Source organism: Thalassorhabdomicrobium marinisediminis (assembly GCF_003072065.1).
Taxonomy (GTDB): Bacteria; Pseudomonadota; Alphaproteobacteria; order Rhodobacterales; family Rhodobacteraceae; genus Octadecabacter; species Octadecabacter marinisediminis.
Map to the genome: position 1 here is coordinate 276,250 of NZ_QCYG01000005.1, position 22,745 is coordinate 298,994.

At 65.9% G+C, this 22,745-nt stretch carries 25 protein-coding genes and 1 pseudogene; 22 read left to right on the plus strand and 4 right to left on the minus strand.

Annotated features, from left to right (window positions below; translation table 11 throughout):
* Nucleotide 1: 1 nt before the first annotated feature.
* Complete coding sequence (locus DC363_RS09485; RefSeq protein ID WP_108640907.1) at nt 2-757, minus strand: GntR family transcriptional regulator; 756 nt, start codon at nt 755-757, stop codon at nt 2-4.
* 205 nt (nt 758-962) lie between these two features.
* On the opposite strand from DC363_RS09485, the gene DC363_RS09490 reads away from it, so the two are divergent.
* The 11 genes from DC363_RS09490 (at nt 963) to DC363_RS09540 (ending at nt 12,291) form a co-directional block, all read left to right on the plus strand.
* Entirely contained in the window at nt 963-1,895 is a 933-nt protein-coding gene (locus DC363_RS09490) for a carbohydrate ABC transporter permease (RefSeq protein ID WP_108640908.1), read from the plus strand.
* Nucleotide 1,896: 1 nt separating this feature from the next.
* Nucleotides 1,897-2,739 carry a carbohydrate ABC transporter permease gene (locus DC363_RS09495; RefSeq protein ID WP_108640909.1) on the plus strand — a complete coding sequence of 281 codons (843 nt, stop codon included), beginning with the start codon at nt 1,897-1,899 and terminating at the stop codon, nt 2,737-2,739.
* 32 nt (nt 2,740-2,771) lie between these two features.
* Nucleotides 2,772-3,974, plus strand: a complete 1,203-nt coding sequence (locus DC363_RS09500; RefSeq protein WP_108640961.1) for an extracellular solute-binding protein — start codon at nt 2,772-2,774, stop codon at nt 3,972-3,974.
* 72 nt (nt 3,975-4,046) lie between these two features.
* Nucleotides 4,047-5,147 carry an ABC transporter ATP-binding protein gene (locus DC363_RS09505; protein WP_108640910.1) on the plus strand — a complete coding sequence of 367 codons (1,101 nt, stop codon included), beginning with the start codon at nt 4,047-4,049 and terminating at the stop codon, nt 5,145-5,147.
* Nucleotides 5,144-6,280, plus strand: coding sequence for a Gfo/Idh/MocA family protein (locus tag DC363_RS09510; RefSeq protein WP_108640911.1), 1,137 nt, complete (start codon nt 5,144-5,146; stop codon nt 6,278-6,280). Before DC363_RS09505 ends, DC363_RS09510 begins: the two co-directional genes overlap by 4 nt.
* A gap of 29 nt (nt 6,281-6,309) precedes the next feature.
* On the plus strand, nt 6,310-7,275 hold the full coding sequence (locus DC363_RS09515) for an SIS domain-containing protein (protein WP_108640962.1): 966 nt from the start codon (nt 6,310-6,312) through the stop codon (nt 7,273-7,275).
* Entirely contained in the window at nt 7,272-8,333 is a 1,062-nt protein-coding gene (locus DC363_RS09520) for an SIS domain-containing protein (protein ID WP_108640912.1), read from the plus strand. The genes DC363_RS09515 and DC363_RS09520 overlap by 4 nt, the downstream gene beginning before the upstream one ends.
* Nucleotides 8,330-9,235 (plus strand): ROK family protein, encoded by a 906-nt coding sequence (locus DC363_RS09525; RefSeq protein ID WP_108640913.1) that lies wholly within the window; start codon nt 8,330-8,332, stop codon nt 9,233-9,235. Before DC363_RS09520 ends, DC363_RS09525 begins: the two co-directional genes overlap by 4 nt.
* The gene (locus DC363_RS09530; protein WP_108640914.1) at nt 9,228-10,451 is read left to right on the plus strand and encodes a class II D-tagatose-bisphosphate aldolase non-catalytic subunit; all 1,224 of its coding nucleotides are present in this window, start codon (nt 9,228-9,230) and stop codon (nt 10,449-10,451) included. Before DC363_RS09525 ends, DC363_RS09530 begins: the two co-directional genes overlap by 8 nt.
* Entirely contained in the window at nt 10,448-11,566 is a 1,119-nt protein-coding gene (locus DC363_RS09535; protein WP_108640915.1) for an N-acetylglucosamine-6-phosphate deacetylase, read from the plus strand. Before DC363_RS09530 ends, DC363_RS09535 begins: the two co-directional genes overlap by 4 nt.
* Nucleotides 11,566-12,291 (plus strand): copper homeostasis protein CutC, encoded by a 726-nt coding sequence (locus DC363_RS09540; RefSeq protein WP_108640916.1) that lies wholly within the window; start codon nt 11,566-11,568, stop codon nt 12,289-12,291. The genes DC363_RS09535 and DC363_RS09540 overlap by 1 nt, the downstream gene beginning before the upstream one ends.
* A 144-nt stretch (nt 12,292-12,435) precedes the next feature.
* Here the strand turns inward: DC363_RS09540 and DC363_RS17350 are convergent.
* A pseudogene (locus DC363_RS17350) lies at nt 12,436-12,825 on the minus strand (prepilin peptidase); the annotation flags it as partial.
* 160 nt (nt 12,826-12,985) lie between these two features.
* On the opposite strand from DC363_RS17350, the gene DC363_RS17280 reads away from it, so the two are divergent.
* The 11 genes from DC363_RS17280 to DC363_RS09595 all read left to right on the plus strand — a co-directional run bounded on the left by DC363_RS17280 (nt 12,986) and on the right by DC363_RS09595 (nt 20,931).
* On the plus strand, nt 12,986-13,219 hold the full coding sequence (locus DC363_RS17280) for a Flp family type IVb pilin (RefSeq protein ID WP_108640917.1): 234 nt from the start codon (nt 12,986-12,988) through the stop codon (nt 13,217-13,219).
* Between the two features lie 101 nt (nt 13,220-13,320).
* Nucleotides 13,321-14,508: a CpaE/TadZ family protein gene (locus DC363_RS09555; RefSeq protein WP_108640918.1), complete on the plus strand. Its 1,188-nt coding sequence runs from the start codon at nt 13,321-13,323 to the stop codon at nt 14,506-14,508.
* A complete protein-coding gene (locus DC363_RS09560) occupies nt 14,505-16,115 on the plus strand; it encodes a TadA family conjugal transfer-associated ATPase (RefSeq protein WP_108640919.1) in 1,611 nt (536 codons plus the stop codon). The genes DC363_RS09555 and DC363_RS09560 overlap by 4 nt, the downstream gene beginning before the upstream one ends.
* Nucleotides 16,112-17,050, plus strand: coding sequence for a type II secretion system F family protein (locus DC363_RS09565; RefSeq protein WP_108640920.1), 939 nt, complete (start codon nt 16,112-16,114; stop codon nt 17,048-17,050). The genes DC363_RS09560 and DC363_RS09565 overlap by 4 nt, the downstream gene beginning before the upstream one ends.
* Nucleotides 17,043-17,576, plus strand: coding sequence for a hypothetical protein (locus DC363_RS09570; protein WP_108640921.1), 534 nt, complete (start codon nt 17,043-17,045; stop codon nt 17,574-17,576). The genes DC363_RS09565 and DC363_RS09570 overlap by 8 nt, the downstream gene beginning before the upstream one ends.
* A complete protein-coding gene (locus DC363_RS09575; protein WP_146180777.1) occupies nt 17,549-17,956 on the plus strand; it encodes a hypothetical protein in 408 nt (135 codons plus the stop codon). Before DC363_RS09570 ends, DC363_RS09575 begins: the two co-directional genes overlap by 28 nt.
* Before the next feature lie 65 nt (nt 17,957-18,021).
* A complete protein-coding gene (locus tag DC363_RS09580; RefSeq protein ID WP_108640923.1) occupies nt 18,022-18,612 on the plus strand; it encodes a TetR/AcrR family transcriptional regulator in 591 nt (196 codons plus the stop codon).
* On the plus strand, nt 18,609-18,749 hold the full coding sequence (locus tag DC363_RS16840; RefSeq protein ID WP_158270861.1) for a hypothetical protein: 141 nt from the start codon (nt 18,609-18,611) through the stop codon (nt 18,747-18,749). The genes DC363_RS09580 and DC363_RS16840 overlap by 4 nt, the downstream gene beginning before the upstream one ends.
* Nucleotides 18,742-20,229, plus strand: a complete 1,488-nt coding sequence (locus DC363_RS09585) for an AMP-binding protein (RefSeq protein ID WP_108640924.1) — start codon at nt 18,742-18,744, stop codon at nt 20,227-20,229. Before DC363_RS16840 ends, DC363_RS09585 begins: the two co-directional genes overlap by 8 nt.
* A complete protein-coding gene (locus tag DC363_RS09590; RefSeq protein ID WP_108640925.1) occupies nt 20,222-20,575 on the plus strand; it encodes a MaoC family dehydratase in 354 nt (117 codons plus the stop codon). The genes DC363_RS09585 and DC363_RS09590 overlap by 8 nt, the downstream gene beginning before the upstream one ends.
* On the plus strand, nt 20,575-20,931 hold the full coding sequence (locus DC363_RS09595) for a hotdog family protein (protein WP_241962970.1): 357 nt from the start codon (nt 20,575-20,577) through the stop codon (nt 20,929-20,931). Before DC363_RS09590 ends, DC363_RS09595 begins: the two co-directional genes overlap by 1 nt.
* Here the strand turns inward: DC363_RS09595 and DC363_RS09600 are convergent.
* Both DC363_RS09600 and DC363_RS09605 read right to left on the minus strand, forming a co-directional pair.
* Nucleotides 20,928-21,779, minus strand: a complete 852-nt coding sequence (locus DC363_RS09600; RefSeq protein ID WP_108640927.1) for an alpha/beta fold hydrolase — start codon at nt 21,777-21,779, stop codon at nt 20,928-20,930. The genes DC363_RS09595 and DC363_RS09600 overlap by 4 nt on opposite strands.
* Nucleotides 21,692-22,744: a branched-chain amino acid ABC transporter permease gene (locus tag DC363_RS09605; RefSeq protein WP_108640928.1), complete on the minus strand. Its 1,053-nt coding sequence runs from the start codon at nt 22,742-22,744 to the stop codon at nt 21,692-21,694. Before DC363_RS09605 ends, DC363_RS09600 begins: the two co-directional genes overlap by 88 nt.
* Between the last annotated feature and the right edge of the window lies 1 nt (nt 22,745).

Below are 22,745 nucleotides of genomic sequence, written 5' to 3' on the forward strand. Positions count from 1 at the left end.
ATCAATCCAGCCTCAGTTCTGATGCGAAATCATAGATGTCCGAGCGATAAAGCCCGCGCGTCAGCTCGATCGGGCGACCCGAGGTCAGGTAGCCCGTGCGCACGATCTGCAGGACGGCCGCCCCCTCGGGGAGGTTCAGCATCTCGGCGTCCGCAGGCGCAAGGCTGAGCGCGGTCACCCGCTGCACGGCCCGCCGGGGGGCGTCGCCGGTCTTGCGCAAGAGCGCATAAAGCGAGGTTTCGACCAATTCGGGCCGGGGCAGGATGTCGCGCGGCAGCGACGAATATTCCAGCGCGATGGGCGTGTCGTTCGCGCGGCGCAGCCGGTTGATCCGGGCGACCTTGTCCGCGTTGGACAGGCCCAGCGCCATCATCTCGTCCGGGGTGGGCGCGAACAGGCCGCAGGCCAGCACCTGCGCCGTGGCCGTCATCCCGCGCGCGTTCATGGTTTCGGTGAAGGACACCAGCGACGACAGCGACTGCTTGAGACGCGGCGCGGCGGAGGCCACGAACGAGCCCGCCCCCTGCCGCTGGTCGATCAAACCTTCCTCGACAAGCTGTGCGACGGCCTTTCGCACGGTCACCCGGCTGATGCCCGCCCGCTCACCCAGCTCGCGCTCGGGCGGCAGTTGATCTTCGGGCATCAACGCGCCGGTCCGGATCGCCGCCGCGATGTGGCGGTACAGCTGTCGGTAGCGCGGGCCGCGCCCTTCGCGGAACCACGAGGCCGCAGCGAAAATGTCGGGATCGTCGGTCATGGCGCGCCTCCGTCGGCGGTTGCGAAAACAATACCAATTCGCGAAGGCTGGATAAATTCCTGCAGATAACGTGGCGCAACATGTTGATAAAGTTGGAGAATAATTTTCGTCCTTGTTTGGTATCATATTGGTAGCGTTCCGGTCATCCTAGGCTACGATTGGATTTGCACAAGTGATTCGACGTTGCCGCACCTGGGGAGGACACATGGCAGACACCGTTGTCGCGACACCGCAAGACACCGCCAAACCGCGCCGCAAGGCGGTCTCCGAGAAGGTTTTCGGGTGGTTGCTCGTCGGGCCGGCCATGCTGTTCATCGCCGTCATCGTCGCCTGGCCGCTGGCCGAGACGATCCGCCTCTCGTTCATGGAGGCCGGTCTGGGCGGTGAGGAATATGTCGGCCTGGCGAACTATCAAGACCTCGTGGAAAGCCGCAAGTTTCACCAGACCATCGTGCGCACCTTTTACTGGATGTTTCTGTCTGTCGCGCTGAAGCTGATCTTGGGTCTGATCGGGGCGGCACTGCTAAACGCCGCCGTGCCCGGCCGCGCCCTGTTCCGGGTGCTGGTGATGCCGCCGTGGATCATCCCCATGGCCATCGGCATGATCGGCTGGCTGTGGCTGTACAACGGCTATTTCGGCGTGCTGTCGGGCACGATGATGAAGCTGGGGATCACCGACGGGCCGTTCGAATTCCTGGCCTACAAGCAATCGGCCTTCTATTCGGCTGTGGTGGCGGACGTCTGGGTCGGCACGCCCATGGTCACCCTGTTCTTTCTAGCCGCGATGCAGGGCGTCAGCCGCGACCTTTACGAAGCGGCATGGGTCGATGGCGCGTCGCGCTGGTATCGGTTCCGCCGCATCACCATCCCGCAGATCATGCCGGTGATCGTGTCGATGTCGCTGCTGTCGGCGATCTTCACCTTCAACAGCTTCGAGATCATCTGGATCCTGACCGAGGGCGGGCCGCGCGGTGCCACCACCACGTTGATCGTCGATACCTACAAGACCGCCATCAGCAACTTCAAATTCGGCGAAGGCTCGGCGCGGGCGGTGATCATCGTGATCCTGTTGGGGATCTTCTCGATCCTCTACCTGCAGGTGCTCAAACTCGTGAACCGCAAATACGGGACCAAGTGACATGATGGACCGCTACACCAAACTGCAGACGCTGGGGATCTATGCCGCGATCACGGTCTTTCTGATCTTCATGCTGCTGCCCTTTTTCGAGATGTTCATGGCGTCCCTGCGCCCGCTCGATCACCTGTTCCGCAGCCCCTATCAGTTCTGGTCCGAGGATTTCAGCTTTCAGGCCTATTCCGACATGTGGGACACCGTGCCCCTGCTCGGCCGCTATATCTTCAACTCGGTCTTCATCGCCTTTGCCGTGACGCTTCTGACGATGATCTTCGTGGTGCCCGCCGCCTATGCCTATGCGCGGCTCGAGTTTCCGTTCAAGAACGGCTCGCTTGCGATCTTTCTGGGGGTGAACATGTTCACCGGTGCGGTGCTGTTGATCCCGCTTTATCGCGTGCTGCGCACCATGGGCCTGCTCAACACCTATTGGGCGATGATCGTCCCCGGCGTGGCCTTCCTGATCCCCACGGGCATCTGGCTGCTGCGCTCCTACCTTGAGAAGATCCCGCGCGAGCTTGAAGAAGCGGCCTTCGTCGATGGCGCGTCGCGGATGTACACCCTGCGCCGGGTGGTCCTGCCGCTGGCGGTGCCCGGTCTGATCGTGGTCAGCACCGCCGTGTTCATCGGCGCCTATGCCCAGCAATTCCTGTTCGCGATCACCTTCAACCAGCAAAGAGAGTTGCAGCCCCTGCCCGCCGGATTGTTCGAGTTCATCGGCTATCAGGATGTGACGTGGAACCAGATGATGGCGGCCGCTCTGGTCGGCGTGCTGCCGGTCATGGTGATTTTCCTCTTCTTGCAGAAATACCTCGTGGCGGGTCTGACGGCCGGTGCGGTCAAAGAATAGCCACAACAATGACAACCAAGGGAGAAGACCAAATGAAACTGATGAACCTGACACTGGGGGCTGTGCTGCTTTCGGGCACGGCGATGTCCGCCCAGGCCGAAGAGATGCATTTTATCATGTGCGGGGGCGAGGTGCGCCCGGCGGATCAGGCCGTGATCGAGGAGTTCGAGGCCGACCACGAAGGAGTGACCGTCAACCTTGAGGCTGTGCCATGGGGCACATGCCAGGACAAGTCGCTGACGCTGGCTGCGGCGGGCGATCCCCCGAGCATCGCCTATATGGGCTCGCGCACGCTGAGCCAGCTGGCCAAGAACGACATGATCGTAGAAGCGCGGATCGACCCCGAAGCCCCCTATCAGCCCGGCGTTCTGAACACGGTTACGATTGAGGGTGTGCAGTGGGGCTACCCGCATGCCTTCTCGACCAAGGCACTCTATCTCAACTGTGACGTGATCGAGGAATCCGGTCAGGACTGCGTCGCCCCCGCCACATGGGACGAGATGTATGCCATGGCGGAAACCGTGGTCGAGAACACCGACAGCGCCGGCGTCGGCCTTGCGGGCAAGGATTTCGACAACACGATGCACCAGTTCCTGAACTACCTGTATTCCAACGGGGGCACGGTGATCGATTCCGACACGGGCGAAAACATGCTCGACAGCCAGCAAACCCGCGAAGCGCTGGAATTCTACGGCCGCCTTGCCTCGGTCTCGCAAGAGGGGCCGACCGCATGGGAACGTGACCAGTTGACCGAGCTGTTCAACGACGGGCAGATCGCCATGTATGTGGCCGGGCCTGACCGCCTGAACCAGCACAACGACGACATCAACCAGCTCGTCGCTCCGGTCCCCGCAGGTCCGTCCGGTGAAAGCGGGTCGATCCTGATCACCGACTCCATCGTGGTGTTCAAGGGCTCGGGCCACGAAGATCTGGCCCACGATCTGGCCCAGCGCATCACCTCGGGCGACAGCCAGTATGACCTCGACAGCAGCTGGGGCCTGACGCCGATCCTCGATTACGAAGCGCTCGGCATGGAAGACCCCTACTACACCCAGGGCGACGTCTGGCCCGTATTCGTGGGCGGCATCGCCAAGGGCGGGCCGGAGCCGCTGGTGGAGGACTTCAAATCGCTGCAGTCCGTCTTCACCAACATGATCCAGGGCATCCTGCTAGAAGATGACACCGTGGACAATCTGGTGACCATCGCCGGCGAAGAACTCGACGACGCGCTTTAAGCGTCACCGCTTCGGGCCGCCCCGCGCGCGGCGGCCCGAAGCCCCCAGACCCCCATTCAACAGGACGGATACATGGCGACGCTCAACCTCAATGCCATCACCAAATCGTTTGGCGCGGCCCAAGTGCTGCACGACATCAGCCTTGCCATCGAAGACAAGGAATTCGTGGTCTTCGTCGGCCCCTCCGGTTGTGGCAAATCCACCCTGCTGCGGATCATCGCCGGGCTGGAAGAGGCCACGTCGGGCGCGATCGTGATCGACGGGCAAGACGTGAGCGACGAACATCCGGTGGACCGCGGCATTTCCATGGTGTTCCAATCCTATGCGCTTTACCCGCACCTTTCGGTCTATGAAAACATCGCCTTTCCGCTGCGGGTCCAGAAGCTCGGCAAGGCCGATCTGGACCGCCGCGTGCAGCGGGCGGCGGAAATCCTGCAACTCACCGACAAGTTGCACCTGAAACCGGGCCAGCTTTCGGGCGGTCAGCGTCAGCGGGTCGCTATCGGGCGTTCTATTGTGCGCGAACCCAAGGTGTTCCTCTTCGACGAGCCTTTGTCCAACCTTGACGCGGCCCTGCGCGGCGACATGCGGGTCGAGCTGAGCCAGCTGCACGGCTCGCTTGATGCCACGATGGTCTATGTGACCCACGATCAGGTCGAGGCCATGACCATGGCGGACCGGATCGTGGTGCTCAACGGCGGGCGGGTCGAGCAGTTCGGCACCCCGATGGAACTCTATCACCACCCTGCGAACAAGTTCGTCGCCGCTTTCATCGGCCAGCCGAACATGAACTTCGTGCCCGCCACGGTGCTGGGCGCGGATCAGGCGGGCCTGACGGTTGAACTCAGCGGCGGCCACCGGATGACGCTGCCGGTTGAGCCCGGTTCTGCCCGCGCCGGCGACAAGGTCGAGGTCGGCATCCGCCCCGAGCACGTCACCGTTGCCCCCGAAGGCATGGAGATTTCCGTGCGCGTGCTGGAACGGCTGGGCGGCGTGTCGATCACTTATGGCGAAACCGCCGACGGCACCCGTTTTTGCGCCTCGCTGCCCGGGGACGCGCCGATCCGTGAGGGCGAGCCACTGACGCTTTCCGTCGCGCCGCGCGATTGCCACGTCTTTCAGGCCAACGGCGACGTCCTGCGCCGCCAATCCGCACCCGAGATGACGGCATGAGGGTTGTCACCGCAGGGATCGGCCTTCGGGCGGGGCATGTCCTGTCGATCCTGAAAGAGGCCATGCCCGAAGTCGAGTTCGTGGGCTACTACGACCCGCAGCCGACCCATCTTGAGATGATCGGCACCGATATTCCGCGCTTCGAGGCTGTGGAGGACATGCTCGCGCAGGCCAAGCCGGATCTGTTCTTCGTGGGCTCGCCCAACAGTTTCCATCTTGAGCATATCAAGGCCGGGTTGGACGCCGGCGTGCGCATCTTCACCGAGAAACCCGTCGTGACCACGAAAGAGGAAACGATGGAGCTTGCCGCCCTGCTGGCCGAGCACGGCACCGACCGCGTGATGGTCGGGCTGGTGCTGCGTTATTCCCAGCACATGGTCGACCTGCGTCGCGTGCTGGACGATCTCGGCCCCGTTGTCTCGCTTGAGGCGAACGAACACATCGGCCCCTATCACGGTGCGTTCTTCATGCGCGACTGGCGGCGGATGGTGCACTGGTCCGGCGGCTTCATGCTCGAGAAGTGCTGCCACGACCTCGACATATACAACATGGTGACAAACAGCCGCCCCACGCGGGTGGCGAGCTTCGGCGGGCGCAAATCTTTCGTGCCGGAAAACGCGCCGACGTCGAATGCGGAAAACGAGATCATGCACCGCAAGAAGTCGGTCTGGAACTCGGTCGATGACGCCTTCCACTCGGACGGGGACATCATCGACCACCAGACCGCGATCCTGCACTACGACAGCGGGGCGAGCCTTGCGTTCCACACCAACCTCAACGTGCCCGACGAACACCGCCGGTTCTGCGTGATGGGCACCCATGGCATGGCCGAGGGCGACTTCGTGCGCGGCTATCTGAAAGCCACGGCGCGGGATGGGACGGTGCTGGCGGATCACGACTACAGCCAGATGGACAGCGCGCGGGCCTCGGCCCACTACGGCGCGGATCACATGATGGTCGACGACATCGCGGCGTTCCTGCGGGGCGACGCGGACAGCCTGCCCGTGGGCGTGGTCGACGCGCTTGAGGCTGGGCTGGTCGCCATGGCGCTGGATGAGGCGCGGATCAGCGGCGGGATGGTCGACCTCGCACCGGTCTGGGCCGAGTTCGACGCATTCGGGTTGCGGGCATGAGCATGGCAGACCGCCCCCACGGGGCCTTGATGGCCAAAGAATCCGCTGAAAGCCTGTCGGTTTTCACGCAAGCCGCAACGCAATCGGTGGCCCTGCCGGACATCTCCGCCTTGCAGGCGATCTATACCATCGCGCGCGGCTCCTCCGATGCGGCGGCGAACATCCTGTCCTATGAGATGATGCGCGAATTGGGTGTGCCGGTGACCTCGCTGCCGCCCTCGGTCTTTTCTTTGGGCGACGGCGTCGCGATGGATCACGCGGCGGCGCTGGTCGTCAGCCAGTCGGGGGCCAGCGACGATCTGGTGCGCTCGGCCAAGGGCGCGCGGGCGCGTGGGGCCCGGGTTTTGGCCCTGACCAACCAGCCCGACAGCGCGGTCGAAGCGGCGGCGGACCTGACCGTGCCCATCGGCGCGGGTCCGGAACGGGCGGTGCCGGCGACAAAGACGGTGATCGGCGCGATCGCGGCGGGCATGGCCCTGCTGCACGCACTCAAGCCCGCCTATGACCCCGCGCCCTCGGCCAGCGCGCTGCAAGATATTGCGCCGCAACACCCCGACGCCCAACGGCTCAAATCCGCCTTCCTGCGCGCGCGGCACGTCTATGTGATCGGCCGCGACACCGGGTTTGGGGCCGCGCAAGAGGTGGCGCTGAAGCTCAAGGAATGCTGCGCCCTGCACGCCGAGGCTTATTCAAGCTCGGAAGTGCTGCACGGGCCACTGCAACTGGCGACCAACCCGCTTATGGTGCTGATCCTCGACACCGGGGCCGCGCCCGTGCAGGACAGCCTCGATCAGGCCGAAGCCCGGTTCCGCGACGCGGAGTGCGACGTGCACCGTTTGCGCCCCCGCGACGTGATTGACGCCGACCTGTTGCCCGCCGCTGCCGCCGCGCTTTTGCTGGCGCTGATGTATCCGGTGATCCTCGACACCGCGCTGGCGCTGGGGCTGAACCCCGACACACCCGAAACTCTTTCAAAAGTGACACAAACGACATGACGACGACGCAAGACACCTCTCTCGATCAGTGGAAAACTTGGGGCGAGATCCACCAGCAACCGCAAATCTGGCGCGATTGGGGGCAAGCCTTCGACGTGGCCTCGGTGCGCGACTGGATCGCCGCCCAGTCCCATGATGAGGTCTGGTTTTGCGGCGCAGGTTCCAGCGCCTACATCGGCGACATCATCGCCGCCTCTGTGCCCAACACGCGCGCGGTCCCCAGCACTGATCTGGTCGCCGATCCGCACGCCTTTCTGACCGGAAACCGCCCGCTGGTCGTCAGCTTCGGCCGCTCGGGCAATTCCACCGAAAGCATCGGCACGTTGGACGCGCTGGATGCGCTGGCCCCGGACGCGCCGCGCCTGCACATCACCTGCAACCCCGACAGCGCACTGGCAACCCGCCCGTCGCCCGGCCCGGTGAAGGTCATCAACCTGCCCGAGGCGACCCACGACGCGGGCTTCGCCATGACCAGCAGCTTCTCGACCATGTTGCTCACCGCGCTGGCGCTCTTCGATGCGTCCTGCGACGTGCCCGCGCGGTTCGGCGCGTTGGCCGACCAGCTTGAGGCGCTGCTGCCGACGCTGGGCACCCCCCGCCCTGCGCGCGCGGTCTATGTGGGCTCCGGCGCGCTCACCTATGCCGCGCGTGAAGCCGCGCTCAAGGTGATGGAGCTGACCGCCGGACAGACGCCCGCGCTGTGGGACAGCGCGTTGGGCTTCCGCCACGGCCCGAAGTCCTTCGTGCGCGACGACACCGCGATCACCGTCTTCACCAGCCCGCAACAGCCCACGGCCGCTTACGAGGCGGACCTGCTGGCCGAGCTGCGCGCCCAGTTTCCGCGGGCGCGGGTGACCTCGGTCGGCGCGGGCGGAGAGATCGACATCGCCATGCCCTATGGTCCCGCATGGGCGGCCCCGCTGTGCATCGCCGCAGCGCAGATCGACAGCGTCCGCTGGGCCGCGGATCTGGGGCTGAACGTCGATGATCCTTTCGCAGGACAAGGGACGCTCAGCCGCGTTGTCTCGGGCGTCACGCTCTATCCGGTGGCGCCATGATCGCCGCAGGCATCGACCTTGGCGGCACGAAGATCGAGGCGCAGCTTTTCGATGCGGACTGGCAAGTCATGGACCGCAAACGGGTGGAGACGCCGAAGGAATATCCCGCGCTGGTCACGGCCATTGCCGAGCTGATCGGCTGGTGCGAGGGCGCGGCCGGCAGCCGGCTGCCCGTGGGCATCGGTGCGGCGGGGCTGCTCAACCCGGCGACGGGCAAGGCGCTGACGGCCAACATCTGCGCGACGGGCAAACCCCTGCCCTATGACATCGCCGAAGCGGCGGGGCGGCCCGTGACCTATATCAATGACTGCCGCGCGCTGGCGTTGTCGGAAGCCGTGTTCGGCGCGGGTCGGGACCACCGGACGGTGATGTCCCTGATCCTTGGCACCGGGATCGGCGGCGGGCTGGCGGTGGACCGCACGCTGATGACGGGGCCGACCCTGACCGGGGGCGAATACGGCCATTGCGCCGCCCCCGCCGGACTGGTCGCGGAACACGCATTGCCCGTTTACCGCTGCGGCTGCGGGCGAATGGCCTGCGCCGAGACCTATATCGCCGGACCGGGCATGGCCCGCATGGGCGAAGCCCTCACCGGCACGCCCCTGACGACCCACCAGATCGCCGCACGCGACACCGCCGACACGGCGCGGGTCTGGTCCGTCTGGTGCGATTTCACCGCCGATCTGTTGCGCAACCTGATCCTGACCGTCGATCCCGACATCATCGTTCTGGGCGGCGGTCTGTCGACCATCGACGGCGTTGTCGAGGATCTGACCGAAGCCACGCTGCGCGCCCAGATCGGAGATTTCACCATCCCCCCCATCGCCCGTGCGCAGGGCGGGGACGCAAGCGGCGCACGGGGCGCCGGTTATGCCGCATGGCAGGAGGCCCAGCATGTCTGACGTTTTGAAAACCATCATCCGCAAGAATCGCGCCGGTGCGCCGGTGGCGATTCCTTCGGTCTGTTCCGCCCATCCGGACGTGCTCCGCGCCAGCCTCGTGCTTGCCCAGCAGCGCGACCGCCATGTGGTGATCGAGGCGACCAGCAATCAGGTCAATCAGGACGGCGGCTACACCGGCATGCGGCCCACGGATTTTATCGACCTGACCCACAAGATCGCCGATGCCGCCGGGGTCGACCGCGAAAGGATCATCTTCGGCGGCGACCATCTTGGCCCGCAGGCGTGGCGCGCCATGCCCGCCGAACAGGCGATGGAGAAAGCCCGCGTGCTGGTGCGCGATTATGTCAAGGCGGGCTTCGGCAAGATCCATCTGGATTGCTCGGAAGGTTGCGCCGGTGAGCCCGCGCAACTGGGCGACGATCAGACCGCCGAGCGGTCCGCCGATCTGGCACGGGTCTGCGCCGACGCGGGCGAAGATCTGTTGTTCGTGGTCGGCACCGAAGTGCCGCCCCCCGGCGGGGCCCGCGCGGATGAGGACGGCGCGATTGCGCCCACGGATGCCGAAGCCGCCCGCAAGACGCTTGCCGCCCATATGGAGACCTTCGGCGCGCTGTCCCCGATGATCGGCGGGCTGGTGGTGCAGCCGGGGGTCGAGTTCACCCCCACCGACGTGCACAAGCTGCCCATCGACCGCGACCCGGGTTTCCTTGCGGCCTTGTCCGATTATCCGCAGGTCTGTCTTGAGGCCCATTCCACCGATTATCAGGACGACGCCGTCTATCCCCGGCTGGCCGAGCTGGGCTTTGCCTTCCAGAAGGTCGGCCCGGCGCTGACTTTCGCCTATCGCGATGCGGTCTATGCGCTTGATCAGGTGCAGGACAGCCCGCACCTGCGCGCCGTGATGGAGCGTCTGATGCTGGCCGATCCGAGCTATTGGCAGGGGCATTACCACGGCTCCGACGCCGAGAAGGCAGCCCAGCGCCATGACGGATTGGCCGACCGCATCCGCTACTACTGGCCGCAGCCGGATGCGCAGGCGGCCATCGCAAAACTACAGGCCAACGTGAATGCCATGGACCGGAACGCGGTGCTGGCGCACTTCGACGCCGAGATCCGCGACCGCGCCGAAGTCCAGCAGGGGGATCTGTTCCAGCGGATCGTGGACGCCCATGTGGCGCGTATGCTCGACCCCTATTTCTTCGGTGAAAGCGCATGACGGACCTTTGGCTCGCCCCTGATCTGCTGTTCGACGGAGAGCGCCTGCAGCCCGGACAGGCACTGCATCTGGTCGATGGTGTGGTGGCCGGGATCAGCCCCGCCCCGTCGGATGCGCAGCCCCTGCCGGGGCTGGTCACGCCGGGCTTTGTCGATCTGCAGGTGAACGGCGGCGGCGGGGTCATGGTCAATTCGACCCCCACCCCCGAGGGCATCCGCCGGGTTCTTGCCGCCCACCGCAGCCTTGGCACCGTGGCGATCCTGCCCACGGTGATCACCGACGCGCCTGAAGTTCTGGAACAGGTCACCGAAGCGGCCCTGACCCTGACCGATGAGCCGGGGTTTGCCGGCCTCCATATCGAAGGGCCGCACATTTCGACCGCGCGGCGCGGCACCCATGCGGCCCGCTTCGTGCGCCCGCTGGACGCTGCAACGCTGGGCTGCGTCGAACGGCTGCGGGCGCAAGACGTGCCGGTGATGATCACCGTCGCCCCGGAAAGCGCGTCGCCCGAACAGGTGGCGACCCTGACCCGCATGGGGGCGATCGTCTCGGTCGGGCATTCCGACGCCACCGCCGAAGAGGCCCGCGCCCTGATCAACGCAGGCGCCTGTTGCGGCACCCATCTGTTCAACGCCATGTCGCCGATGCTGGGCCGCGCGCCGGGTGTCACCGGCGCGCTGATCAATTCCGAGTGCTACACCGGCATCATCTGCGACGGACACCACGTTGCCGACGAGATGGTGGGCCTTGCCCTTCGCGCACGGCCCCGCCCCGACCGGATGTTCCTTGTCTCTGACGCCATGGCCACGGTCGGCGGCCCTGCGTCCTTCGATCTTTACGGGCGCACGATCTCGGTCCGGGACGGCAAGCTGGTGAACGACGAAGGCAGCCTTGCCGGCGCCCATGTCACACAGGCCGAGGGCGTGCAGCGTCTGGTGCGGTATGTGGGTGTTTCGGCGCAGGACGCGCTGCGCATGGCGATCACCACCCCCGCCGCCTGCATTGGCCGGCCCAAGCTTGCGCAGCTGGTCGGGCGGCCCGCGCAGGATGTGATCGTGCTGTCCGAGGGGTTGGAATATCGCGGCGATCTGCCCACCACGCTTGCAGCCCGGTGATGTCGCAGACTGTTCCCGCCACGCTAGAAGTTTGCATCGAGGAGGCCACCGCGTTGGCTGCGTGCGAGGCCGGAGCCGACCGGATCGAGCTGTGCAGCGCCCTTGCGCTCGGCGGTCTCACCCCGTCGCGCGGACTGATGGAGGCGGCCCGCCGCAGCCCCCTGCCCGTGCACGCGATGATCCGCCCCCGGGACGGGGATTTCGAATTCTCCGCGGCCGAGGTCGCGGTCATGGAAGCCGACATTGACGCCGTGCGGGACGCGGGGCTTGAGGGGGTCGTCCTTGGGGCGATGCAGGGCGAAGGGCTGGACCTTCAGACCATGGCCCGCCTGCGCGACGCGGCGGGCGGTCTTGCCTGCACCTTGCACCGCGCCATCGACCTCATGCCCGATCCCTTCACTGCACTGGAACAGGTGATCGACCTCGGCTTCGTGCGTGTGCTCACCTCCGGGGGCGCGCGACAGGCCTGCGACGGCCTGGGCCGTCTGGCCGCGCTGCAAGAGGTCGCTGGCGGCCGGATCGAGATCATGGCCGGCAGCGGGCTGACGCCTGACAACGTGGCGCGTGTGGCGGACCGGACGGGCATCCGGTCGTTCCATGCCTCCTGCGCGGTGCCTCTGGCCGTGGCCGACAACATCGCGGCCTTCGGCTTCGCGGCGGCGTCGCGCAAGCGGACGGATGCCTCGGCCATCGCCGCCATGAAAGCCGCCTTGGCCCCGCTCTAGAGGGCACCGCTCCAGTTCAGGGCGACGTAAATCAGACCAGCTGCCCCGATGCTGATCCCCATGGGGTAGCGGCCGCTTTCCTGCAGCCCGATCCAGGGCCCGCCGCACGCCCAAAAGGATGACGATTCCCCCCGCCATGCTGAGGCTGAGCAGAAACAGGAACGGGGCCAGATCGCGCAGCGGGATGAACAGCATCAGCGCTGACTGGATTTTAACGTCTCCGCCCCCCACAAGCCGCGCGGCATTCGCAACCATGCCCAGCACCAGCACCAGCAACGCAACCCCGACCCGCCCCGCCAGATCCCCCGCCGGAACGGTCCAGACCTCGGCCAGCGCGAAGAGCAGCACGAAGAGCAGCGCCAAGCGGTTTGGCAGACGCATCTGGCGCAGATCATAAAGAATGACAGCGCCCAGAAGCACGCACAGGCCCACGGTGGACAGGATTTCGATCACGGTGCGTGGCCCCTTGCCGGTGTGGTCAGACCATCTTGTAGCACCATCGCACAGGCCGGGCGCAAGCCCCCCAAACAGCATGCTTAACCGGAAAATTAGCTAAGAATCGTTATAATTGCTTCGGCAGTGCGCCACATTGCAGTCCGATTGGTTTGCGACTGTCCCCAAGTCGCCCCTCTGACTGCATGGCAGTACGGGCTCTCTGCAAGGACACGCAAAGCTGTCCGGTAACCAACGAGCAATCAGTCTATGCCACACATGGCATCAGACGCCACCTGTAAGGAAAGACCAGACCAGGACCTTCACACGCAAAGCACTCAACACCTTCGCCCGGGCCGTCGCCAAGGACGAAGACGGCGCAACCACCATCGAATACGGCCTTTTCGCCGCCCTTGTGGGCGCGGTGATCGTCGGGACGGTCGTTACGCTGGGCGATAACACTGAAAAGGCTTCGCGAAAATGTACGACGCTTTGAGCTTGGCAGTCGCGGAATGACAGCTTGGCGGTGCTTATGGCCGGACCATGCGCACCGTCGCTTCCAACGAATTCACTAGAACTGCTCTGCAAGGATCGCTTATGCCTTTCGATTCCACGACATCCAAGGATCTGACAACGGTGCAGGCCTATGTATGTTCGGATGCAGGCGCGGCGGTCGCGCGCGCCGTGTTTGAGCGTTACGGCGGCACCGCATCGGCCCTACATGGCGGCGGGCTGAGCGGCGCAACGCGCCTCAGCACCGGCGCACGTCTGGCGGATATCGTGCTGGCCGAGATCGGCAGCATCCCGGTCGAGATGGCCTGCGAATGCGTCGCCGAGATTTCCGCCTCTGGCGCCCATGTCATCGTGCTGGGCGATCAGGCAGACATCGCCACCTACCGCGCCATGCTCAAAGCAGGCGCGACCGATTATTTCAGCTTTCCGGTGACGCCCGAGGACATCCTTGCCGTGCGCCCCAAAGCCCTCGTGGCGGCCCCTGTCAAATTGCTGTCCCTGGCGGTCATGGGCAGCAACGGCGGCGTGGGTGCCAGCCTTCTGGCGCAAAACCTTGCCTTTCATGCCGCCGCCGCAAAGGGCGCGGGCCTGCGCACGGCGCTGATCGACGCCGATCTGCAGTTCGGCTCGCAGGCGATCGACATGGACCGCGACGAGACGGCCGGCCTGTTCGATGCCCTGATGGCGCCAGAGCGGATCGACGAAACCTTCATCGGCGCCACCATGGACCCGTTGGCGGACCGGCTGTTGATGTATTCGCAACAGGTCCGCATGGGGCAGGACGCGCTTCCTTATGAGGGTGGGCTGTCGGGCATCCTGCCGCCTCTGCCCACGGCGTTCGAGGCGGTGATCACCGACCTCCCGCGGGAGACGTTGATGCGGCGTGAGGATCTCGCCGGACATTTCGACGCGCTCTTGCTGGTGATGCCCGCCGGATTTTCCGGCGTCAGCGCCGCGACCCGCCTGATGGAACGGCTGTCGGCGCGCAATCCCGACCTTGCCATCCAGCCGGTCCTGTCCGAGCTGCACGCCGACGCGGGCCTGTCGCGCAAGGATATCGAGCGGACTTTGGGCCATGCCCTCGCCGGCACCCTGCCCCGCTGCGACGCGCCCATTGTCCGTGCCCAGCGCGCGGCAAAGCCGCTGGTCGCGGTGCAACCCCGCGGTGGCTATGCCAAGGCGGTCAAAGCGCTCTGGTCCGCGGCACAGGTGGCCCGACCCGCCACGCCAAACGCGGCCAAACCACCCGTCAAAAGAAGGTTCTTCGGATGAACGCCCACGTCTCGCAACCTTCAAAACGCGAGGCGTTGGAACAGGTCCTGTCCATCGCCCAACAGATCGACGCCGACGGGTTGTCCGCAGCCGAGCGCGCCAATGTGGCGGTTTCTTTCGTGGTCGAGAATTCGACGACAAGCTGGCCGCTGGCGATACAGCGCGAGTTGCTGACCGAGGCGACGCAGGCTTTGGGCGGACCGGATGCCACGCCGTCTGCGCGTGCCACGCCTGCCCCGTCCGCGCCGGAACCAAACCCCGACGCAAGCCCCCGCGCAGATCGTCCCAACGCGGCTGCCGCTACACCGCAGCCGGACCGCACGCAAGACCGCGACACCTCGCACGAGTTGATGACCCTCGCCAATGAGGTGATCCGCGCCCTGTCCGAGGTCCTTGATTTCGCGGACCTTGCAGGACAGAGCCGCGCCGAGCAGGAAAAACAGATCCACGCCGCGATCCGCATGCTGTCGGAACAGCGCAAGATGCACCTGAACGGGCGCGAAGTGGCCGACCTTGTGGGTGCCGTTCTGGCCGACATGCTGGGCCTTGGCCCGCTGGAAGCCCTGCTGGCCGATGAGGATATCACCGACATCATGGTGAACGGGCCGAAGAAGGTCTATGTCGAGCGCCACGGCAAGCTGGAACTGACACCGATCCGCATCCGCGACAACGCCCATGTCTTCGCCGTGGCCAGCCGGATCGTCGCCGAAGTGGGCCGCCGGATCGACGAAAGCCAGCCGATGGTCGATGCCCGCCTGAAAGACGGCAGCCGCGTCAACGTCGCTGTGCCGCCGCTGGCCATCGACGGACCGACGATCACCATCCGGAAGTTCCCGACAAACCCCGTGCGGCTGGACAAGCTCGTGGCCGGCGGCAGCCTGTCGTCGCAGATGGCGGCCTTTCTCGGGCTGGCGGCCTTTCTGCGTCTGAACGTCCTGATCTCGGGCGGCACTGGGTCGGGCAAGACGACGCTGATGAACGCCATGTCGCAATTCATCCCCGAGGGCGAACGCCTTGTCACCATTGAGGATGCCGCCGAACTGCGGTTCCAGCAGCCCCACGTCGTGCGCTTCGAGACCCGCCCCCCGAACGTGGAAGGCACCGGCGAGGTGACCATGCGGACCCTCGTGCGCAACGCGCTTCGGATGCGCCCGGACCGGATCATCATCGGCGAGATTCGCGGTGATGAGGTGCTGGACCTGCTGCAGGCGATGAACACCGGCCACGATGGGTCGATGTCGACCCTGCACGCCAATTCCCCCCGCGAAGCGCTGACCCGCGTGGAAAGCATGGCGGCGCTGGCGGGCTTCGCCCCGGGCGGTGGCGTCGTGCGGCGCCAGTTGACCGACGCGGTGCATCTGATCATCCAGGTCTCGCGCATGCGCGACGGCAAGCGCCGCATCACCTCGATCTCCGAGGTGGCGGGCATCGCAGGGGACACGATCACCCTGCAGGACCTTTTCGTTTTCGAGGCCGACCCCACCAGCACCCGCACCGAGGTGCGCGGCGCCTTCCGCTACACCGGATTTCAACCCAAGTTCGCGACCAAGGCGGCGGACTACGGGGTCGCCGGTGATCTCGACGCCATCCTCGGGGGGCGGGCATGACGGTGATGCTGCTTCTGCCTATTGCGTTTGCCGTGGCCTTTATCGGCGGGCTGATCGCTGTGATGATCCACATGGACCGGCGGCGGCGCAGGCATACGGCGCGGCTGCAACGGGTGCGCGGCGACGCCATCGCCACGGTGGCCACACCCACCCTGCCGCGCAAGGACCGACAAGCCCGCTCGGGCCTGTTTGCGCGGATCGAGGCGGAGCTGGAGCGCACCAGCCTGCGCACCCGCACCGGCGAGCTTGTCTTGCAAGTCACCGTCGGCACGCTGGCGCTCTATCTTCTCTTGGTGCTTTTGCTGGGGATGAACCCGCTTCTGGCGCTGCCTTTGGCGCTTCTCGCGCCGCCTGCGCTGGCGGTTCTGGTGCTTCGCGCGGCACAGGCCCGCTATCTTGTGGCCTTCAACACCGACCTGCCCGAAGCGCTGGACGTGTTCGCGCGGGGGCTGCGGGCGGGGCGGCCGGTGTCGGATTCCCTGTCCATCGTTGTCGAAACGTCGAAAGGGGCGATCCGCAAGGAGTTCTCGCGCTGCTATGACGAGACGCGCATGGGCGCGACCTTGCCTGAGAGCCTGTCGCGATTGCAAACCCGCGTCCCCACGCCGGAAGTGAGCTTTTTTGCTGTTGCGACGTCATTGCAAACTGAAACCGGTGGTAATTTGATCGAGACGATGGAGGGGTTGGCCCACCAGTTGCGCGAACGGCGCAAGTTGCGCAAGAAGGCACGGGCGCTCACGTCCGAGGCGCGCGCCTCGGCCCTGATCCTTGCGGCGTTGCCCTTTGCGGTCGCCTTCATCCTCGCCTTGCTGAACTGGCAATACCTCGCCCCGCTGGCGCTGGACACGCGCGGCCAGGTGATGAGCGTCGCGGCTTTGACCAGCATCGGGCTGGGGATGTTCATCATGGCGCGGATGGGAAAGCTCGATGTCTGAGGGGTTGATGCAGAATATGTTCTGGCTCGCCTTCGGCGGGCTGGCTCTGGTGTCGCTGGGCTGTGCCGCGCTGTTGCATCATGAGGTGCAGCGCAGCCGGTTGGCGGGCCGCCTGCACCGCGCCAAGGCGAGCACGCCGCCCCGTCAAGGCACCCGCCCTACGGGTCAAGGTGGCAGTTTTGCCCATGCGGTCCGGTCCGCGCGCGCAGTGATCGCGGGGATCGGCGAGCGCTTCGCCGCCGTTCTGGGCGGGGAAGCCCATGACACCGCCTCGGAGCTTGCCTCGACCGGGTTTCGCAGCCGTGACGCGCTGCTGATCTATGCCTTCCTCAAGACCGTGCTGCCGCTGATCGCCGTGACTGTCGGGCTGGTCTGGATGCTGGCGACGACCAATATCGGGATCGATATGTTGTTCCCCGCCGCCAAGGTCATCGCCGCCGCCCTGTTCCTGTCAAAGGGTGTCGATTACGTCGTGTCGCACCGGTGCCGGTGCCGCTGTTGCCGGACATCGTCATCCCGGGCCTGACCCTTCAGGCGCGGTCCACCACGCGGGTGGGCGCGTCACAGGCGCAGTCGGTGTCCTTTACCCATGCAGACGTGGCCAACGCGAGCACGGTGAAGACCTTTGGCTCAGGGGCTTTGCTGTCATCGGCGGTGGGCGACCTTCTGTCGCCTGCCAACACCGAACTGCGGATCAAGCCGGGGCAAGAAGGGTTGATCTCGGCGCTGGCAGCGCCGGTGGTGAACGGAGTGCTCGCCGCCCTGCCCTCGGCGCTTCTGACCGGGCTTACCGCGCCTGTGGACGCTGTCCTTGACGCGACGCTCTCCTCATTGGGCGTGCAGCTTGGCGCGGGGGAGCTGACCTTGACTGGCCACCATTGTGAGCCGATCCGGCTGGTGCGATAGCGCATCCCCCTTTCCCCGACGTAAAACGCTTGCCTGCGCAAACATGAACCTCTATTCATGTTCCCATGGACAAGCCCAAGCCCCCCAAGACCAAACGAGGTCAAGCCCGGCGCGCGCAGATTCTCGCCGCCGCCGAAACCGTCATCGGTGACAACGGGTTTTCCGCCGCTTCGATTGCCGACATCACCCGCGCGGCCCATACGGCGCTTGGGACGTTCTACATCTACTTTTCCAGCAAAGAGGAGGTGTTTCACGAACTCGTCCTTGAAATGGGGCGCACCACCCGGGCGCAGGTCGCCGGGGCGATTGCGAAAGCGCCGGACCGGCTGGCGGCCGAGCGCGCGGGGCTTGAGGCGTTCTTGCGCTTCGTCACCGACCGACCCGCCCTCTACCGGATCGTGGAAGAGGCCCGCTTCGTCGACCCCGACGCCTACCGCGACTATTTCACCGGCTTCGCCGAAGCCTACAGCACCGGCCTGCGTGAGGCGGAAGGCCGCGGCGAGGTCTCGCCCGGCGATGCCGAGGTGCGGGCATGGGCGCTGATGGGCATGGCCAAGGCCTTGGGCGACCGCTACGTTTTGTGGGAAGACGCGCCGGACATCGGCCACGTGGTGGATGAGGCGCACCGCCTGATCTGCAAGGGTCTCGCACCGTGAGAGGTCTTGTCGATGCCTCCCTCGGCGCTGACGGGATTTACCGGCTGAGCCTGTGCCACCGCTTCGTGCCATGCCCCGACACCCGCGCGCGTATGGCCGCCGTCCTCGGGCACGCGCAAGAAATTACCAATGTTTGATCGCGTCCCCGACATGGCCATGCGCCGCGCGGACATCGCGCCCGACGCGCTGGCCTTTCACGACCATGCCAGCGGGCGCGACTGGAGCTTTGCCGAGGTCAACGCTGCCGCTGACGGCATCGCGCGGGGGCTGACCGAGTGCGGCCTGACCGAAGGCGACCGGCTTGCCATCCTATGCCTGAACCGCGTCGAGTTTTTCCTCACGCTTTTTGCCTGCCAGAAAACCGGCGTGTTGCTGTGTCCGCTGAACTGGCGGCAACCGGCGCCGGAACTGATTGACACGCTTGCGCCGCTGACCCCCAAGGCGATCCTGTACGACGCGGGTCACGCGGACACCGCCGCCGAGGTTGCGCGCGCTGTGGGTGGCGCGGCGTTGGCGATCGAAACCGTTGTCGCCGGCTGGATCACCCAAGGCGGTCCGCCCCTGCACGATGCCGTGCCCGCAACGCGGCCGTGGTATTTGCTGTTCTCGTCCGGGACGACCGGACGCCCCAAAGCGGTGATCCAGACCGCGCGCATGGCCTGGGCCAATGCGGTCAACATCGGGCAGGCGACGGGCATGACCGGCGCGGACCGCAGCGTGAATTTCCTGCCGCTGTTCCACACGGCGGGGATCAACCTTTATACCTTGCCGCTGTTCCTCAACGGCGGCACATCGACCATCCTGCCGAAATTCGAACCGGCCACCTTGCTGGATCTGATCCGCAAGGGCGCGGTGACGCAGTTCTTCGGCGTGCCGGCGATCTATCAGGCGTTTTCGATACTGGACGGGATCGACGCGACCGACTGGTCCGGTGTCCGTTGTGGCTGCGGCGGCGCGCCGCTGGCGGAGCCACTGATCCGGTTTTTCGCCGTGCGCGGGGTCGATGTCCTCAACGGGATGGGCATGACCGAGACCGGGCCGACGGTGTTCCTGATGGACCCTGCCCACGCCAGCGCGAAGATCGGCTCGGTCGGGAAGGCGCAGGTCCTGACCGAGGTGCGGTTGGCGGGCGTCGCGGCTGGCACCCCCGGTGAGGGCGAGTTGCACATGCGCGGACCGAACATCACGCCGGGGTATTATGACAATCCCGAAGAGACCGCTGCCGCCTTCACCAAAGACGGCTGGCTGGTCACCGGCGATGTCGCACGCCGCGACGCCGACGGCTATTACTACATTATCGACCGCATCAAGGACATGTATATCTCGGGCGGCGAGAACGTCTATCCGGCCGAGGTAGAGCGCGTGCTGTGCAGCCATCCCGCCATCCTTGAGGTCGCGGTGATCGGCGTGCCCGACGAGAAATGGGGCGAATGCGGCGCGGCCTTTGTCCTGCTGCGGCCCGGGGAAACGCTTGATGCGGCGGCGCTCATGGCGTGGTGCCGCGAACGGCTCGCGGCCTACAAGGTGCCCGCCCATGTGCGGCTGGTCGAGGAGTTCCCCCGCACCGCTGCCGGGAAGATACGCAAACCGGACCTGAAAGCGATGTTTGATGATTGACCTGACCGACCAGTGGACGCCGACACAGGCAGAGTTCGACGCCTTCGCCATGGTCTCGGGCGATGATAACGCGATCCATGTGGACCACGATTTTGCCAGCCGCACGGCCTTTGGCCGCACGGTCAGCCACGGCATGCTGATCTATGCCAAGCTGTGGGGTCTGTTGCGGCGGCACCATCCGCAGGCGCGGCAGACCCAGCAGACGATGATGTTTCCGGCCCCCTGTTTCGCTGGCGAGGCGGTCGATCTCAGCATCACCGGCACCCTGCCCGGCACCCTGAGCTTGCGCGCCAGCCGCGCGGCGGACGGGACCGAAGTGCTTGTCGCCCAAACGGAGGTCGCGTGATGCAGATCGGACAGACCGCCCGGATCACCCGCAGCTTCGGCGCCGCCGATCTGGCCGATTTCGCGGCCCTGTCGGGGGTCGATGCGCCCACGCACGTGCCGGAGCCGCTGATTGCCGCGCTGTTTTCCTATCTGCTCGGGGTGGAGCTGCCCGGCTCGGGGACCAACTACCTCAAGCAGGACCTGAATTTCAAAGCCCCCGCCCCGCTTGATGTGTTCCTGACTGCCACGGTCGAAGTGACGCGGATCCGCGCGGACAAAGATCTTGTCGATCTCTGGGCCACCTGCGTGGCACCCGATGGCACCGTGCTGTGCGACGGGCGCGCGTTGGTCAAGGCGAAGGACGTGGGCGCCTAGCGACGCAAGCCCCGGGCGAAATCGCGCACGACGGCGACGAAGGCTTCGGGCGTCTCCAGATGGGGCGAATGGCCGGCATCCTCGAAAACGTGCCGCCGCGCCTGTGGCGCCTGTTCAACGATCCAATCGGTCGCAGCGGTGGGATAGACGCGGCTTTGCGCGCCGCAGCTTACCAGATAGGGACAACCGATGCGCGGGATCGTGGCGCGTTCGTCGCTGGCCACCATGTCCCGCCAGAGCGGGCGCATCCGGTCCGGGTCCTGTAACAGGATCCTGTCCCGCGTCTGATTCCGCGACAGGCCGGGTGCGGCTTCGGCGGTGGCGAACATGGTGGCGGCGATGCCATAGGTCGCGCCGGGCCAGTCACGCTCGAACCGGGCTGTGGTCTCGGCGATGCTGTCATCGGTTTGATCCTTCAGCCCGAAGGGCCAGTCGGGCGCGGGGCGCATGCGCGGGCTCATGTCGACGGTCATCAAACCGCCGATGGCGTCGCTGCCCTGCTGCGCGATGTAGCGCCAGGCGACCGTCGCGCCCATGGACCAGCCGAGGACAAGGGGCCGCTGTCCGGGCCACCGTGCGAGATGCGCCGCGACGGCCTGCGCACAGGCGTCCAGCGTCGCGGGCTGGCCGCGCGCCGCCCCGTGGCCGGGCAGGTCGGGCGCAAAACAGTCGAACCCGGGCCCCAGCCGCGCGATCACATCGTCGAAGATCGCACCCTGCATGGTCCAGCCATGCAGCAACAGGACCGGCTGCGGGCCGGTCAGCGCCCTGCCCTCAACCGGCCGACAATGCCCGTCGGGAAGAAATAGACGCTCAGCACGAAGAGCACGCCCAGCCACATCAGCCATCGGTTCGGGTCCACAAGGTCGGGGATCAGCGGCAGGCCCGCCGTGGCCTCGGCCGCCAACCCCATGAGGTTTTGCAGGTAGTTCTGCGCCAGCACGAAAATCGTGGCCCCGATCACCGCGCCATACATGGTGCCCATGCCGCCGATCACCACCATGAGCAGCACGTCGATCATGATCTCGAAGCTCAGCGTCGTGTCCGGCCCCACGTAGCGCAGCCAGATAGCGTAAAGGCTTCCCGCCAGCGCGGCGATGGCGGCGGACATGCAGGTGGCCGCCGTGCGGTAAACCACCACGCGGTAGCCGATCGCTTCGGCGCGGAAATCATTCTCGCGGATGGCTTGCAGCACCCGGCCAAAGGGCGAATTGACGATGCGCAGCAGCAGCAGGAACAGCGCCAGACAGGTGAAGAACACAAGGTAGTAGTTCAACAGCCGCCCGTTCAGCCGGACGCCGAACAGCTCGCCAAAGCGGAACGCGGGGGTAAGCTCGCGGGGGATCTGGTAGGTCAGACCATCCTCGCCCCCCGTCAACTGGTAAAGCTGGCTGACCAGCACCGCCACCGCCGAGGCCACGGCCAGCGTGATCATGGCAAAGAAGATCGCCCGCACCCGCAGTGAGAACAACCCGATGAGCCAAGCCAGCACCGTCGCAGCCAGCGCCCCGGCCAGCGTGCCCACCGCCAGCGCGTCCCAGCCGCGGCCCATGTGGACCGAGGCAAGTGCCACGCCATAGGCCCCCAGCCCGAAGAACATCGTATGCGCGAAGCTGACGATGCCGGTGTAGCCCAACAGCAGATCGTAGGACGCCACGAGCAGAATGAAGATGCAAATCGTCGCCGCCGTGTGCAGCGCCCGCACGCCGGGGAAGATGAAGGGCGCAAAGGCCAGCCCCACAAGCACAAGCGCCAGAAGCACCGCAAGAATGCGCGAGCGGGGGGCATCGCCGGACAACAGAAAACGCACCATC